At 69.7% G+C, this 15,280-nt stretch carries 9 protein-coding genes; 6 read left to right on the forward strand and 3 right to left on the reverse strand.

What is annotated here, in order from left to right; all coding sequences use genetic code 11:
* Positions 1 to 56 precede the first annotated feature (56 nt).
* Positions 57 to 584 carry a flavodoxin domain-containing protein gene (locus E3T48_RS13185; RefSeq protein WP_134524504.1) on the reverse strand — a complete coding sequence of 176 codons (528 nt, stop codon included), beginning with the start codon at positions 582 to 584 and terminating at the stop codon, positions 57 to 59.
* Positions 585 to 778: 194 nt separating this feature from the next.
* Here E3T48_RS13185 and E3T48_RS13190 point away from each other — a divergent pair, with 194 nt between their 5' ends.
* From E3T48_RS13190 to E3T48_RS13205, 4 genes are all read left to right on the forward strand, one after another.
* Positions 779 to 3,043, forward strand: coding sequence for a putative bifunctional diguanylate cyclase/phosphodiesterase (locus E3T48_RS13190; protein WP_134524505.1), 2,265 nt, complete (start codon positions 779 to 781; stop codon positions 3,041 to 3,043).
* Positions 3,044 to 3,078: 35 nt separating this feature from the next.
* Positions 3,079 to 5,391, forward strand: a complete 2,313-nt coding sequence (locus E3T48_RS13195) for a putative bifunctional diguanylate cyclase/phosphodiesterase (protein ID WP_134524506.1) — start codon at positions 3,079 to 3,081, stop codon at positions 5,389 to 5,391.
* 136 nt (positions 5,392 to 5,527) lie between these two features.
* The gene (locus tag E3T48_RS13200) at positions 5,528 to 6,082 is read left to right on the forward strand and encodes an MOSC domain-containing protein (RefSeq protein ID WP_134524507.1); all 555 of its coding nucleotides are present in this window, start codon (positions 5,528 to 5,530) and stop codon (positions 6,080 to 6,082) included.
* Positions 6,083 to 6,173: 91 nt separating this feature from the next.
* Positions 6,174 to 8,453, forward strand: a complete 2,280-nt coding sequence (locus E3T48_RS13205) for a putative bifunctional diguanylate cyclase/phosphodiesterase (RefSeq protein ID WP_166789738.1) — start codon at positions 6,174 to 6,176, stop codon at positions 8,451 to 8,453.
* Between the two features lie 115 nt (positions 8,454 to 8,568).
* Here E3T48_RS13205 and E3T48_RS16825 read toward each other — a convergent pair whose 3' ends face one another.
* Positions 8,569 to 9,285: a DarT ssDNA thymidine ADP-ribosyltransferase family protein gene (locus E3T48_RS16825; RefSeq protein ID WP_166789739.1), complete on the reverse strand. Its 717-nt coding sequence runs from the start codon at positions 9,283 to 9,285 to the stop codon at positions 8,569 to 8,571.
* Positions 9,286 to 10,000: 715 nt separating this feature from the next.
* On the opposite strand from E3T48_RS16825, the gene E3T48_RS13215 reads away from it, so the two are divergent.
* Both E3T48_RS13215 and E3T48_RS13220 read left to right on the forward strand, forming a co-directional pair.
* The gene (locus E3T48_RS13215; RefSeq protein WP_134524510.1) at positions 10,001 to 11,095 is read left to right on the forward strand and encodes an S-(hydroxymethyl)mycothiol dehydrogenase; all 1,095 of its coding nucleotides are present in this window, start codon (positions 10,001 to 10,003) and stop codon (positions 11,093 to 11,095) included.
* Complete coding sequence (locus E3T48_RS13220; protein ID WP_134524511.1) at positions 11,095 to 11,724, forward strand: MBL fold metallo-hydrolase; 630 nt, start codon at positions 11,095 to 11,097, stop codon at positions 11,722 to 11,724. The genes E3T48_RS13215 and E3T48_RS13220 overlap by 1 nt, the downstream gene beginning before the upstream one ends.
* Positions 11,725 to 11,973: 249 nt before the next feature.
* Here E3T48_RS13220 and E3T48_RS13225 read toward each other — a convergent pair.
* Positions 11,974 to 15,280 (reverse strand): NAD-glutamate dehydrogenase (locus tag E3T48_RS13225; RefSeq protein ID WP_134524512.1); only part of this gene is annotated, 3,307 nt, incomplete at its 5' end.

Here is a 15,280-nt window from a genome sequence, read left to right on the forward strand (position 1 = left end):
AGCCCTGAGCCCGGGCGACGGCGACGCAGGCGCCCGCGCCGGCACCCGCGGCAGGCTCAGCCGGCCGCCAGCTCCTCGGCGATCCCGGCCGCCCACTCGTCGATCGCGGCCCAGTCGCGGAAGTCCCCCTCCGGCAGCAGCTCGCGTCCCGAGGGGATGCGCCGCACCAGCCGGTCCCGGCGGCCGAGCACGCTCGGGTCGAGGGCGCCGAAGAACACCTGCCGCCCGCGCGGGCTCAGCGCCTCACCGAACTCCTCGAACTGCTTCGGTTCGGCCTCCTTCAGCTTGTCGCGCCCCTCCGCATCCTTCGCTTCGATGCCGAGCGGTCCGCTGCTGAACAGCCAGACCGGCTTGCCGGCGAGCGCCGCCAGGTTTTCCCGCACGAACTCGGTCGCCTCCTTGCGCCACGACCCCATGTAGACGGCACTGCCGAGCACGAAGGCGTCGTAGTCCGCGGGCCTTTCCACGGATGCCACGGGCCGGGCGACAGCGTCGCGGCCGGCCTCGCGCAACTTGCGCGCGATGCGCTCGGCGATCCCCTCGGTCGCACCGTACTTACTCGAGAACCCCACGAGTACCGTCATGATGAGCGCCTCCTGCTTGTCCTGCCTCGGCTTTGCTTCAATCGTAGTGACCGGAGGCCGCATCGGGCTCCCCTCGGAATTCATGCAGACGACGTTCGGCTCGACGTTCGGCTCGGCGCCCGGCTCGGTGCATTTCCTCGCCCCTTGTGCGGCATCCCGCTGCTACGCTGAACAAACGTCAGGCCGGGAGCTCCATGCAGTCGAACGATTTCGCACGTCTTAGCGGTCCGGTACTGAGGTACTTCGGTCGGTCCGGCATGTGGCTGGTCTGGGCCATGGGCCTGCTCGTCACCGCCTACACCGGCGCCCTGCTGTTGCCCGGCCCCGACTTCGACGTGCTCGTCGACGGCGTCCTGTCGATGCTCACCCAGCTGGCGCTGCTGGCCGTCTGCTGGCTGGCGGTCGCCCGCGCCGGGCGCGGCCACCGCGAACTGCTGCTGACCGCGGTGGCCGTGACCGGCGTCGTGGCAGCGAATGCCTATGCCCTCCGTGCGGACATGAGTGGCGACGAGTTGCCGTTCCCCTCCCCGACAAACTTCGGCTACCTCTTGTTCTACGCCCTGATGACGATCGTGATCGGGATGCTGGTGCGCCGCAGGGCGCGCGGCCTGGCCTGGTCGGTGCTCCTGGACAGCGCCGTCGGCGCCCTGGGCACGGCGTCGGTGCTCGCGGCGCTCCTGACGCCGTTCCTGGACTCCATCGGCGACGCCACGCCGGATGCGACGGGCAGCCTCGCGGTCGCCTACCCGCTGTTCAGCCTGCTGCTCGCTGTGGCCGTCGGCGGAGTCGCCGCGTCGCAGAGCTCGAACGCCGACCGTCGGTGGATCCTCCTGGTCTTCGGCCTGATGATCTTCTCGTCCACCGAGATCGTGTTCGCGATGATCAGCGACCGGTATGTCATCGGCACCCCGCTGGATGCAGGCTGGGTGATCGGTCTTGCCCTCGTCGCGGTCTGGCTCGACTCGTCCACCCGCCCGGATGCGGTGCTCGGCCACGCGGCGCACAGCGCCGCCGCCCTCGCCCTGCCCGCGGTGTCGACCGTCGCGGCACTCGGCGTGCTCGTGCTGTCGAGCCAGCTGCCGGTCGCACCCCTCGCGGTCGCCCTGTCGGCTGCGACGCTCGGCCTGGCCGCGCTGCCGCTGGTCTCCCGTCAGTTGATTCTCCGACGCCAGCTGCGCACGGACGACCTCACCGGCCTGCCCAATCGCCGGGCGTTGTACACCGCCGTCGCCGGGCGACTCGCGACCGCCCGCACGCAGCCGTGCGCGCTGATGCTTCTCGACCTTGACCGATTCAAGGAGGTCAATGACAGCCTCGGCCACGACGCCGGCGACCGGCTGCTGATCCAGGTCGGCTCCCGCCTGGCCTCGGAGCTGGGTCCCGGAGACTTCCTCGCCCGGTTGGGCGGCGACGAATTCGCGATCCTGCTCAACGACTCCGACCGGCTCGAGGCAGAGGCCGCCGCGCTCCGGCTGCGCACCGCGCTGGCGGCGCCCTTCACCCTCGAGGGAATCGCCCTGCAGACCAGCGCGAGCATCGGCATCGCTTTGTACCCTGAGCAGGGCGACGACCTCACCGGACTGCTGCGAAAAGCCGACATGGCCATGTACAAGGCGAAGTCGGGCCACAGCGGGCACCACGTCTACCGCAGCGCGGACAACAGCCATGGCGCCACCCGGCTCCGCACGCTGCAGGAGCTGCGGATCGCGCTGACCGAGGACCAGCTCGTGCTGCACTACCAGCCCAAGGTCGAGCTGGGGACGGGCAAGGTGAACGGGGTCGAAGCCCTCGTTCGTTGGAACCACCCCACCCGGGGTCTGCTCTTTCCCGACCAGTTCCTCGCCATGGCGGAGGAGGCCGGCCTGATGCACACGCTCACCCAGGTGGTGATGCGGCAGGCACTCGACCAGGCCGCCGTGTGGCTGGCCGCCGGCCGCTCTCTCACGGTCGCGGTGAACCTGTCGGCCAGTTCCCTGGTCGACGCCGAACTGCCCGTGCGGGTCGCGGCGATGATCGAGAGCCGCGGCCTGCCCGCATCCGCTCTTACCCTGGAGATCACCGAGGAGTTCCTGATGGCCGACCGGGACCGGGCCAGGGAGATCCTGACCCGGCTGCGTGCCGGCGGCATCCGGATCTCCGTCGACGACTTCGGCACCGGCTACAGCTCGCTCGCCTACCTGCGCGACCTGCCCATCGACGAGCTCAAGCTCGACCAGTCCTTCGTCTTCCCGATGGCCGACGACGCCAGGGCCGCCGCCCTCGTCGCCTCCACCATCGACCTGGCCCATGGCCTGGGACTGCGGATGGTGGCCGAGGGCGTCGAGAACGGCGTCGCCTACGACGAGCTGGTGCGCTACGGCTGCGACTACGCCCAGGGCTACTTCATCTGCCGCCCGATCCCGGCCGCCGACCTTGACCAGTGGCTGGCCCGGCGCGAGATCTCGGCGAGCACCGAATGAGCCGCCGGAAGCCGGGCGCCGGCGCAACAGGGAACGTGACGAAGCCTCAACCGGATGCCGGCCTGCCTGCCGACGCCGTCGTGCCCACGCCGCTGCGGCGGCGCTGGTCGCTCTGGGTCATGGGGGGGCTGGTGCTCGCCTACGTGGTCGGCCTCATGGTCCCGGATGCCGGCTTCAACCCGTTCGTCGACGGATTCCTGGCCATGATCTCCGCATGGGCCCTCGTGGCCGTGTGCTGGGCCGCCGCCTACCGGGCGGGCCGGGGCCGTCGAACCGGTCCGGGGCGCCGGGAGGGCCACGGACGCCCAGAAGTCCTCCTCGCCGCAGCGGCGGTGACCGCGAACACCCTCGGCGACACCTTCGAGCTGATCCAGCACGGGACCGACTTCGCCACCTTCCCCTCGGCGGCCGACGCGGGGTATCTCCTCTTTTACGTTCTGTTCCTGGCCTCCCTCATCGTGCTCGTCCGGCGGCAGCTGCGTGGCTCCACCAGGTCGATGATCCTCGACAGCGTCGTCGGCTCACTCGGTGCCGCCTCGCTTCTCGCGGTGCTGTTGACCCCCGTCCTCAACGCCGCCGCAGCGAACCCGCCGTCCCTCGGCACCGCGGTCTCAATCGCTTACCCGATGCTGGATCTGCTCCTCCTCGCCTCCGTCGCGGGGATCGTCGCGTCGCACGGGCCGGAATCGGGCCGCCGCTGGATCCTCCTCGTTTCCGGACTGCTGATCTTCGCGGGCGCCGACGTGGTGTTCGCGCTCGCCCCTGACCTCTATGTGATCGGCACGCCCCTCGACGCCACCTGGGTGATCGCGCTCGCCCTGATCACCCTGTGGGTCGACCGCTCGGGTGTTCCCCGCTCGGCGTCGGGCCGCAGCACCGGAAGCGTCTCGGCGGTGGCCGTGCCGACGGTCTCCATCCTGACCGGCCTCGGCGTGCTCATCCTGGCCAGCCAGGTTCCGGTTTCGGGCCTGGCCGTCGTGCTGGCAAGCTTGACGATGGCCGTGGCGACCATCCCGCTCATCGGCAGGCAGCGGGTGCTCCGGGTGCTCTCCCGCACCGACGACCTCACCGGGTTGCCCAACCGCCGCGCGTTCTACGCCGACGTGCCCGGCCGGCTCGGCGCCCTCGACGGCGGCAGGCACAGCGCCCTGCTGCTCCTCGACCTCGACCGGTTCAAGGAGGTCAATGACAGCCTTGGGCACGATGTGGGCGACCGCCTGCTGGTGCAGGTGGGCGTGCGCCTGGCCGGATCGCTGCGCGCCACCGATCTGCTGGCCCGGCTGGGCGGCGATGAGTTCGCGGTGCTGCTGGCCGACTCCGGCCATGACGAAGCCGTCTTCGTCGCCGCCAAGCTTCGAGCGGCGCTGGCCGAACCCTTCCTGCTCGAGGGGATCACGCTGCATTCCAGCGCGAGCATGGGCATCGCCGTGCACCCCGACCAGGGACACGACGTCACATCGCTGATGCGCAAGGCCGACATGGCCATGTACAAGGCCAAGTCGACGCGGAGCGGGCACCACGTTTACCAGAGCGACGACGACAGTCACGGCGACGTGCGCCTGCGTACCCTGCAGGAGTTGCGCTCCGCCATCGGCGACGACGAACTCGAGCTGCACTATCAGCCGAAGGTCGACCTGGCCTCGGGCAACGTCCAGGGCGTCGAGGTCCTTGTGCGCTGGAATCACCCGACCCGCGGTCTGCTCCTTCCGGAGCATTTCCTCGAGCTGGTCGAAGAGGCCGGACTGATGCACGCCCTCACCCAGATCGTGCTGACCAAGGCCCTCGACCAGGCCGTGCTCTGGAGAGCCCAGGGAGAACTTCTCACGATCGCCGTGAACCTGTCGGCCAGCTCCCTGGTCGACCGTGATCTTCCCGACCGGATCGGCGCCATGATCGGGTCCCGCGGCCTGCCCGCATCCGTGCTGACCCTCGAGGTCACCGAGGAGTTCCTGTTGAACGACCGAGAACGGGCCAGGGACATCCTCACCCGGTTGCGAGCCCTCGGCGTCCGCATCGCCGTCGACGACTTCGGCACCGGCTACAGCTCGCTCGCCTACCTGCGCGACCTGCCCATCGACGAGCTCAAGCTCGATCAGTCCTTCGTCTTCCCGATGATCGACGACGAGCGGGCCGCCACCCTGGTCTCCTCCGCGATCGCCCTGGCCCACAGCCTGGGATTGCAGATGGTGGCCGAGGGAGTCGAGAACAGCGTCGCCTACGACGAACTCGTGCGCTTCGGCTGCGACTCCGCGCAGGGTTACCTTGTCTCCCGCCCGGTTCCCGCCGAGGAACTGAATGTCTGGCTGGCGGACCGCAAGGTCACGGCGATCGTTCGCGGCGGCTCCTGAACCGGGCGCCGTCGCGCGGGGACTCCGCTCCCGCTCCCGGCGCAGGTTGGGGAAGCGGGCGCACGCTCCACGGCCCGCCCGCTTCCCTAACGTGCGCCGGGAGGGGCAGCGGCGCGCGTATGGCAGACTCGAGCGCATGAATCCGAGTGGGCAGAGCGCGGTCGTGTCGGTGAGTCGCGATGACCGGCACCGGTTCAGCAAGCCCGTCGTCGACAGCATCCGTCTGATCGAAGGTTGCGGCGTCGAGGGTGACGCCCACGCCGGCGCAACGGTGCAGCACCGATACCTCCTCGCCCGGGATCCGACCGCCCCCAACCTCACCCAGGTGCACCTCATTCCGGCCGAACTCTTCGCGGAGCTGACGACGCTCGGCTACCAGGTGACCCCCGGCGAGCTCGGCGAGAACGTCACGACCCTCGGCATCGACCTGATCACTCTGCCGCTCGGCGCCCGCCTGCACCTCGGCGACGACGCCGTTGTGCAGGTCACAGGGCTGCGCAGTCCGTGCTCCGAGATCAACGGCTTCCAAAAAGGCCTGATGAAAACGCTCATCAGCAAGGATGCCTCCGGCCAGGTCGTGCGCAAGGCCGGCGTGATGGGCATCGTCGTGCAGGGCGGCACCGTGGCCGCCGGCGACGAAATCCGGGTGCAACTGCCGGCCGGGGAACAACTGTCACTCGGCGTCATCTGACTTCTCCCCGGCGCGCGGGCACAGACCCGGTCCCATGCGCCGCTAAGGTGAGGCAAGAATGGGGGATCCAGTGCGACCGAAAGCGCAACACATGACGAAGTCCGCGCTGGCCGCCGCCGTCCGCTGGCATGCAAGTTGGCCGGCCTGGCTGCTCGGCTCCCTGCTCGCCGCATACACGGTCGGGCTGTTGCTCAAGGGCGACGCCGAAAGCGAGCTGTTCGACAACGTGGCCGCGACACTCACCCGCTGGTTGCCGGCCATCGTCTGCTGGCTGGCGCTGCTCAGGGTAGGCCGGCGGCGCGGCGAGATGATCCTCGCCACCGCCGGGATCACGGTGAACGCCGTCGCCGACAGCTACTTCTACTTCGTGGTTCACAACAGTGGCGCCCCGCCGTTCCCGTCGCCCGCGGACGCGGGCTACCTGGTCTTCTACACGCTGATGCTGGGCGCGCTCGGCGTGCTGGTGCACCGGCAGCTCCGGGGTCTCCCCCGCACCGTGCTGCTCGACTGCGCCGTCGGGGCATCCGGCACCGCCACCCTCCTGGTCGTCATGCTCGGCCCCCTGGCGGAGTCCGCGACCGACGGCCCCGAAACGCTCGGCGGCACGATCGTGACGGCCTACGCCGTGCTGGACATCCTCCTGGCGGCCGCACTCGCCGGCCTGGCCACCTCACGCGGTCTCTTCGTCGGCCGGCGGTGGATGCTGCTGGTCACCGGCCTGGCCGTGTTCACCGGCGCCGACATCACCTACTTCCTCACCGATTCCGGCGCTCTCTCCCTCCCCCGCGCCCCCCTGGAGATCGCCTGGGCCGGCGGGCTGGCGCTGATCGCGCTCTGGGTGCACGCCTCCGGACGCCCGGAAGGCGCCCGAAGTCGCGCTCCCCTCGCCGGCTCGGCCCTGCTCATGCCCGGCCTCGCCACGGCCGCCGGACTCGCCGTGCTCATCCTCGGTACCCGCACACACGTGTCGACCCTCGCCGTGGTGCTGGCGGCGCTCACGATGACCCTGGCCACCGTGCCGCTGGCCTTCCGGCAGCGGGTGCTTCGTCACCAGGCCCGCACCGACGAACTGACCGGGCTGCCCAACCGGCGGGCGCTCTACTCCGAGGCGACCGTGCGGCTCGCGGCCGCCTCCGGGACCGGCACCGCGCTGCTCCTGATGGACCTCGACCGGTTCAAGGAGGTCAACGACAGCCTCGGACACGACGTCGGAGACCGTCTGCTGATCCAGGTCGGCCTCCGGCTGACCCGCCAGCTCGGCCCCGGCGACCTGCTCTCCAGGCTCGGCGGAGACGAGTTCGCCGTCCTCCTCGCGAGGGCCGACCCCGACGACGCGGTCATCACGGCCATCGTGCTGCGCGCGGCCATCGCCGAGACCTTCATGCTGGAGGGCATCGCCCTGCAGACCAATGTGAGCATCGGGATCGCCTGCTACCCGGACCAGGGCGACGATCTGGGCGGACTGCTGCGCAAGGCCGACATGGCGATGTACAAGGCCAAGTCCTCCCGCACCGGGTACCACGTGTACACGAGCGCCGACGACAGCGACTTCGGCACCCGGCTGCGCACCCTGCATGAGCTGCGGGTGGCCATCAAGACCGACCAGCTGGTGCTGCACTATCAGCCGAAGCTCGAGCTGACCACCGGCGAAGTACGCGGCGTCGAGGCCCTCGTGCGCTGGAACCACCCCTACCGCGGTCTGCTCCAGCCCGGGGACTTCCTTTCGCTGGTCGAGGAGGCCGGGTTGATGCACGAGATGACCCACGTGCTCCTCGCCCAGGCCCTCGACCAGGCGGCGGTGTGGATGCTGCGCCAGATCCGGCTGTCGATCTCCGTCAACCTGTCCCCCAGCTCCCTTCTCGACGCGGCACTGCCCGAGCGGATCGCCTCCATGCTCGAGGCCCGCGGGCTGCCGGCATCCGTGCTCATCCTCGAAATCACCGAGGAATACCTGATGCAGGACTACGACCTCGCCCGCGCCAGCCTCACCCGTCTGCGTGCGACAGGCGTGCGCATCTCGATCGACGACTTCGGCACCGGCTACAGCTCGCTGGCTTACCTGCGCGACCTGCCGATCGACGAGCTCAAGCTCGACCGGTCATTCCTCACCCCGATGCAGGATGACCCGCGCGCGGCCGCCCTGGTGGCCTCCACGATCGACCTTGCCCACTCCCTCGATCTCCGGATGGTGGCCGAGGGAGTCGAGACCGCCGACGCGCTGAGCGAACTGTCCCTCTTCGGCTGCGACCAGGCCCAGGGATACTTCATCTCCCGCCCGGTGCCGGCCGGCGAGCTGGCGGCCTGGCTGACGGCCCGCGGCGCGTCGTTCCGCACCGAGGAAACCGAGGAAGACGTGCACGCGGCCACCTGACGCCGGCGCACCAGGTGTGACGCAGGCGCGACGTCGGGTTCACCGTCCTGCAGTTCGTCTTCCGCCTGCCGGTCGTGCTCGTGCTCGTCTGGCTGCTGGGCGGGACGTTCGCGGGCTACAGCTCGGTCGCCGCCTCGACGGCGTGGAACCACGGCGGGTACACAGCGACCTTCGGCTTGTGCGCCGAGGCTGAGAGGATGCCCCGCACCTCATCGCGCACCTTGTCGTTGGCCACGCCGACGAGAGTGACCAGGTCGAACGGGAACGTCTCGGCGACCAGCAGTTCTGCGCGCAGGATCGCGTCGGACTCCGCATCCGCCCGCAGGCGGCGGAGCAGGGAATCGGAGGTCTCCGGTGTGGCGCCGATGCGGGTCAGAGTGCCGGCTGCGTCGCCGTCGGTCACCGCGACTGCTGCGACGGCCATGTCCTCGGCCACGGCCTGGGCGTCACGAAGCTTCTTGACCGTGCTGACCAGGATGACGAAATCGAAGATCTCGGCGGTGTGCGCGTCGACGGAGAGGCGGGGATCTGCCGTGCCGGTGAGGAGTCCGTCCCAGAGCCGCGCGTTCGGCGACAGGAAGAACGGAACATAGCCGGCCACGCTCGCGCTGCCGTCGCCCGCGACCAGCGCGATACGGCGGGCGTCCCGGTTCGGCACCGACGAGATGTCGACGACCGGGCGCGTGGTCCAGGCCTCGCTCGTGTCGGCCAGCAGGGCGCCGCTTTCGAGGATGCCGGCCAGGTTGCGAATGTGGGTGACGTGATAGATGCGCTGCTCGCCGACGTTGTCGGCGACGGCCTTGGCCGTGCCGACAACCCTGGTAGACCCCACCGGCTTCGGCGCGCCCAAGGTCACTGTGCGCGGTGACGGCGAGCTCCGCAGCGACGGGGCACGGGATGACTTGGCCCGGCTGGCCCGGGGCGACGGCACAGTCGCCGCGATTTCAGGCGCGGCCTTCGGGAAACACAGGGCGCAGAGACCGCCTTCAAGTCCGTGGATACATTCGTCGCTCAAGCGAAAAAACCTTTCGTATTTCGTGGCCCCCACCGCTTCAAGACCCATGCTCGAAGACCACATTTCAACGGTACGGGGGTTTCGGCCCGAACGGTGACCGATCCGGGCAATTGGCGGGCACCTCGGCACTACCCCCAAACTCTGCCCCCGGACCACGGTGGGTACCGTCAGGCGCGGCCGGAGCCGCGCGCCGCTGGACAGGAGGTTCCCGGTCCGCCTATCCTGAACATGAGCGAAAGTCCGATTCGGTCTGGGGAGTCGCCTCTCAATTCGAGATAGAGATCCACCATGAACCCGGACGAGTTCCTGCCGAGGCCGACCTGCATTACCTGCTTCGAGATCATGGAGCCCGTTGCCGGTCATTGGTGGTGCAGCGGCTGCCAGGAATTCGCCACCTGACGCGCACAGGCACTGGGTTGTCGTCCCGATCGCCTGCCGACCCGAGTCGGTGCCGAGTCGGCCTGGTGCCAGGGCGGTTGGGTAGTCTGTGTGGATTCCCCGATCGCCTGCTGAGGCGAAGATTTGGAGTTCCATGTCGACTACCGTTCACGGCGTCATCGCTCGATCGAAGGGCGCACCCGTCGAGCTCGTCGACATCGTGATTCCAGACCCCGGCCCAGGCGAGGTCATCGTCGACATTGAAACCTGCGGTGTCTGCCACACCGACTTCCATTACCAGGAGGGCGGAATCAACGACGATTTCCCCTTCCTGCTCGGCCACGAGGCCGCCGGCCGGGTCAGCGTGATCGGCGCCGGCGTCACCAACGTGGAGGTCGGCGACTTCGTCGTGCTCAACTGGCGCGCCGTCTGCGGCGAGTGCCGGGCCTGCACGCGGGCCGAACCCTGGTACTGCTTCAACACCTGCAACGCCACCCAGAAGATGACCCTCACCGACGGCACCGAACTCAGCCCGGCGCTCGGCATCGGTGCCTTCGCGGAGAAGACCCTCGTGCACGCGAAGCAGTGCACCAGGGTCGACCCGGCGGCGGATCCCGCGGCGGTCGGCCTCCTCGGCTGCGGCATCATGGCCGGGATCGGTGCCGCCATGAACACGGGCAACGTGAGCCACGGCGACTCGGTCGCCGTGATCGGATGCGGCGGCGTGGGCAACGCGGCGATCGTCGGGTCCCGGCTGGCCGGGGCATCCGTCATCATCGCGATCGACCGCGATGCGAAGAAGCTCGCCCAGGCGCGACAGCTCGGCGCGACCCACACCATCGACTCGTCCGGCCTCGACGAGGACGGCGTCGTCGCGGCCGTCCAGGCCCTCACCGGCGGCTTCGGCGCGGACGTCGCCATCGACGCGGTCGGCCGCCCCGAGACCTGGCGGCAGGCGTTCTACGCCCGAGACCTGGCCGGCACCGTGGTGCTGGTGGGCGTGCCCACCCCCGAGATGATGCTCGAGATTCCGCTGCTCGACATGTTCGGCCGCGGCGGGTCGCTCAAGTCGTCCTGGTACGGCGACTGCCTGCCCGAGCGGGACTTCCCGATGCTGACCGACCTGTACCTGCAGGGGCGCCTGCCGCTCGACCAGTTCGTCAGCGAACGGATCGGCATCGGCCAGATCGAGGAGGCCTTCGGCAAGATGGCCCGGGGCGAGGTCCTGCGCTCCGTGGTCGTGCTCTGATGTCCGCGCACATCGACCACCTCGTCACCTCGGGCTCGTTCAGCCTCGACGGCGGAACCTGGGCCGTCGACAACAACGTGTGGATCATCGGCGACGACGCCGAATGCGTCGTCATCGACCCGGCGCACGACACCGACGCGATCCTCGCCGCGATCGGCGACCGCAGGCTGGTCGGCATCCTCTGCACCCACGCGCACGACGACCACATCGGCGCCGCCATGCAGGTGCAGGCCGCGCGCAACGCCCCGACCCACCTGCACCCCGACGACATGGTGCTTTGGGACCGGGTCTACCCGGATGCCCCGCCCAGCCGGCCGCTCGACGACGGGCAGCTCATCGCGATCGGCGGCATCGACCTCCAGGTGCTGCACACCCCCGGCCACTCCCCCGGCGCCGTCTGCTTCTACGCGCCGGCGCTCGGCACCCTGTTCAGCGGGGACACCCTGTTCGCAGGCGGACCGGGCGCCACCGGCCGCTCGTTCAGCGACTTCCCCACGATCATCGAGTCGATCAGCACGAAGCTGCTCACCCTCCCGCCGGAGACCATCGTGCTCACCGGCCACGGCGAGCGGACCACGATCGGCGCCGAAGCCGCCCAGCTCCCCGACTGGATCGCGCGCGGCCACTGACGCGCCGGCCGCGGCGGCCCCGGCATCCGCCCCGCCCATCAGACCCCCGGACTTCCCCGCCTTCCCCGTGCATAACTCCTGCAAATCGGCGGCGGATGCCCGATCCACCCCGTGAACGAGCGGGATCATGGGGCGGCCGGTGTTTTTCTGCAGGAGTTGTGCGCAGGCGACGGCTTCCGGGCCGGCGGAGGGCCGGCGCGGCAGGTCAGCGGCGCACGATCGGCAGGTCAGCGGCGCACGACCGGCAGGTCAGCGGCGCACGATCGAGCGCATCAGCCTCACCACGACGGACAGGGAGGCGATGTCGTCCTGGCCGAGGGCGTTGACCTCCTCGAACACGCTCCGGGCCCGGCCGAGCTGCTCGGCGTTGAGCGCCTCCCAGGCGAGGAGTCTCTCCTCGGCGTCACCGGCATCCGTCTCGGCCAGCACGGCCGCCGTCATGTCGGCCACGGTCGCATACAGATCGTCGCGGAGGGCGGCGCGGGCCAGCGCCTGCCACCGGTCCTTCCGCGGCAGCGCGGTGATGCGTTCGAGCAGGTTGTCCACCCCGAATCGGTCGTAGACCATGTAGTAGACGCCCGCGACATCGGCCATCGGCACGTCCAGGTTGGCGGCGATCTTGGCCACGTCCAGCAGCGCGAACACCTCGAACAGCTCGGCCCACCGGCGGCCGAGATCCCCGGGCAGACCCCAAGCCTTCGCCGTGGCGAGCAGCGCCTTCACCCGCTTCAGGTCACCGCCCTGCAGGTAGTCCACCAGCCGGGCCCGCACCTGGTCGATCTGCGGCTTGTACTGGGCGACGACCTCGCCCACCGGCCGTGCCGCGCCCTGGTTGACCTGCCAGCGCACCGCCCGGTCGAGCAGACGTCGCATGTCCAGGTGGATCGCGGTCCAGTGCTCGGTCGGGAACGACGACGGCAAAGCGTTGAGCTCGTCGACCATCACGTCGAGCTCGAAGATCTCCCGCAGGGCCACGAACGCCCGCGCCACCGTGGCCTGGTTCGCCGAGGTCTCCTCGATCGCCCGGAACGCGAAGGTCACCCCGCCGAGGTTGATCATGTCGTTCGCTACGACCGTGGCGATGATCTCCCGGCGCAGCGGATGCGTGTCCAGGTCGGCATCGAAGCGCTCAGACAACTGCCGGGGGAAGTACCGGCGCAGGGTGCGCCCGAACCACGGGTCGTCGGCCAGGTCGCTGTCCCGCAACGCCGTGGCCAGGTCGATCTTGCCGTATGCCGCCAGCACCGACAGTTCGGGCGAGGTGAGCCCCTGCCCGAGGCCCTGCTCGAGCCGGTCCCGCAGCACCAGCGTCGTCGGCAGTGCCTCCAGGTCGCGTTTGAGGTCTCCTGTCGCCTCCAGCCGGTCCATCAGGCGTTCGTAGCTGGGGCTCCAGGTGGCCACCTTGACCCGGTCGTTGAGCAGCAGGATGTTCTGGTCGATGTTGTCCTCGAGAACCAGTCGGCCCACCTCGTCGGACATGTCGGCGAGGAACTCCGCCCGGTCGTCCTCGTCGAGCTTGCCGGCCGCGACCATCCGGTCGACGAAGATCTTGATGTTCACCTCGTGGTCGGAGCAGTCCACCCCGGCCGAGTTGTCGATCGCGTCGGTGTTCAGGATGACGCCGTGCAGGGCAGCCTCGATCCGGCCCCGCTGGGTCAGGCCGAGATTTCCGCCCTCGCCGACGACCTTCACCCGCAGGTCACGGCCGTCCACCCGGATGGCGTCGTTGGCCTTGTCGCCGACCTGCGCGGCCGTCTCCGTGCCGGCCTTGACGTAGGTGCCGATGCCGCCGTTGTAGAGCAGGTCGGCGGGCGCCATCAGGATCGCCCGGAGCAGCTCCGGCGGGCTCAGCAGGGTGGTGCCGTCGGGGAGCCCGAGGGCCACCTGCACCTCCGGGGAGATCGGCACGACCTTGGCCTGGCGCGGGTAGACCCCGCCGCCGGCGCTGATCAGGCTCGCGGAGTAGTCGGCCCAGGAGGAGCGCGGCAGGGCGAACAGCCGGCGCCGTTCGGCGAAGGACACGTGAGCATCCGGATTCGGGTCCAGGAAGATGTGGCGGTGGTCGAACGCCGCGATCAGCTTGATGTGCTCGGAGAGGAGCATACCGTTGCCGAACACGTCCCCGGACATGTCGCCGACGCCGACGACGGTGAAGTCCTCGGTCTGGGTGTCGACGCCGAGCTCGCTGAAGTGTCGTTTGACCGACTCCCAGGCGCCACGGGCGGTGATGCCCATCACCTTGTGGTCGTAGCCGATCGAGCCGCCGGAGGCGAACGCGTCGCCAAGCCAGAAACCGTATTCGGCGGCCAGCCCGTTGGCGATGTCGGAGAACGTCGCCGTGCCCTTGTCGGCGGCGACCACCAAGTAGGAATCGTCGTCGTCGTGGCGCACCACCCGGCTGGGCGGCACGAGCTGCTCCCCGTCGGCGGTCGTGACGAGATTGTCGGTGAGGTCGAGCAGCCCGCGGATGAAGGTCTTGTAGCTCTCGACACCCTCGGCCATCCAGGCGCCACGGTCGACGGCCGGGTCCGGGAGCTGCTTGGCAAAGAATCCGCCCTTCGCGCCGGTCGGCACGATCACCGCGTTCTTGACCGTCTGCGCCTTGACCAGGCCGAGCACCTCGGTGCGGAAGTCCTCCCGCCGATCCGACCAGCGCAGCCCGCCGCGGGCGACCTTGCCGAAGCGCAGGTGCACGCCCTCCACCCGCGGCGAGTACACCCAGATCTCGTATTTCGGCCGCGGGAACGGCAGCAGTTCGATCGCCGTCGGGTCGAGCTTCACGCTCAGGTAGGGCTTGCCCTGGAAGTAGTTCGTGCGCAGCGTCGCCTCGATCAGGTTGATCAGGGTGCGCAGGATCCGGTCGGCGTCGAGGGTGGCGACCTGCTCCATCGACGCGGCGAGCCGGCCTCGGATCTCCGCGGAACGACGGATGCGCTCGCCCTCGGCCAGGTCCGGGTCGAACCGGGCCTCGAACAGGGAGACCAGCCCGCCGGTGACGGCGGGGTTGGCGAGCAGGGTGTCGGCGACGAAACCGTAGGAGTTCGTGTTGCCGGCCTGGCGCAGGTACTTGGCGTAGCTGCGGAGGATGACGACCCGGTGCCAGGGAAGTCCCTCCGTGAGCACCAGCCGGTCGAGGCCGTCCGACTCGGCGGCCCCGCTCACGGCGGCACCGAAGGAGTCGGCCAACAGGGCGCCGGTCGCGATCGGGTCGACGCCTGGCGGGTAGGTCAGGCCCAGGTCGTAGAGGTAGAAGTCCCGGCCATCGGCGGTCTTGATCTCGAACGGCACTTCGTCGAGCACCTCGATGCCGAGGTTCTGCAGGAACGGGAGGATCTGGCTGAGGCTCTTCGGTTCCATCATGTAGAGCTTGACCCGGGCATCCTCCACCGTGGTGCCGCGCCCCGCGGTGCTCCCGTCGTCGGCGTCGGTGACGGTGTCACCGGCGCCCGTGCCGGTGGGGAGGTAGACGTACAGCGCCGGCTTGGCCGGCCCGGTGCCGGCGGCGCGCGCCGCAGCGGCCGCCGCGGCGCCGGCCTCGAATCGCCCGATGTCTTCC

Origin of the sequence: Cryobacterium fucosi (genome assembly GCF_004403515.1) — a bacterium.
GTDB classification, from domain to species: Bacteria; Actinomycetota; Actinomycetes; order Actinomycetales; family Microbacteriaceae; genus Cryobacterium; species Cryobacterium fucosi.

What these genes read in the sequence shown, in the direction of transcription:
- E3T48_RS13185 (WP_134524504.1), bottom strand. Translation starts at nt 584, where the DNA reads ATGACGGTACTCGTGGGGTTCTCGAGTAAGTACGGTGCGACCGAGGGG.
- E3T48_RS13190 (WP_134524505.1), top strand. Translation starts at nt 779, where the DNA reads ATGCAGTCGAACGATTTCGCACGTCTTAGCGGTCCGGTACTGAGGTAC.
- E3T48_RS13200 (WP_134524507.1), top strand. Translation starts at nt 5,528, where the DNA reads ATGAATCCGAGTGGGCAGAGCGCGGTCGTGTCGGTGAGTCGCGATGAC.
- E3T48_RS13205 (WP_166789738.1), top strand. Translation starts at nt 6,174, where the DNA reads ATGACGAAGTCCGCGCTGGCCGCCGCCGTCCGCTGGCATGCAAGTTGG.
- E3T48_RS13215 (WP_134524510.1), top strand. Translation starts at nt 10,001, where the DNA reads ATGTCGACTACCGTTCACGGCGTCATCGCTCGATCGAAGGGCGCACCC.
- E3T48_RS13220 (WP_134524511.1), top strand. Translation starts at nt 11,095, where the DNA reads ATGTCCGCGCACATCGACCACCTCGTCACCTCGGGCTCGTTCAGCCTC.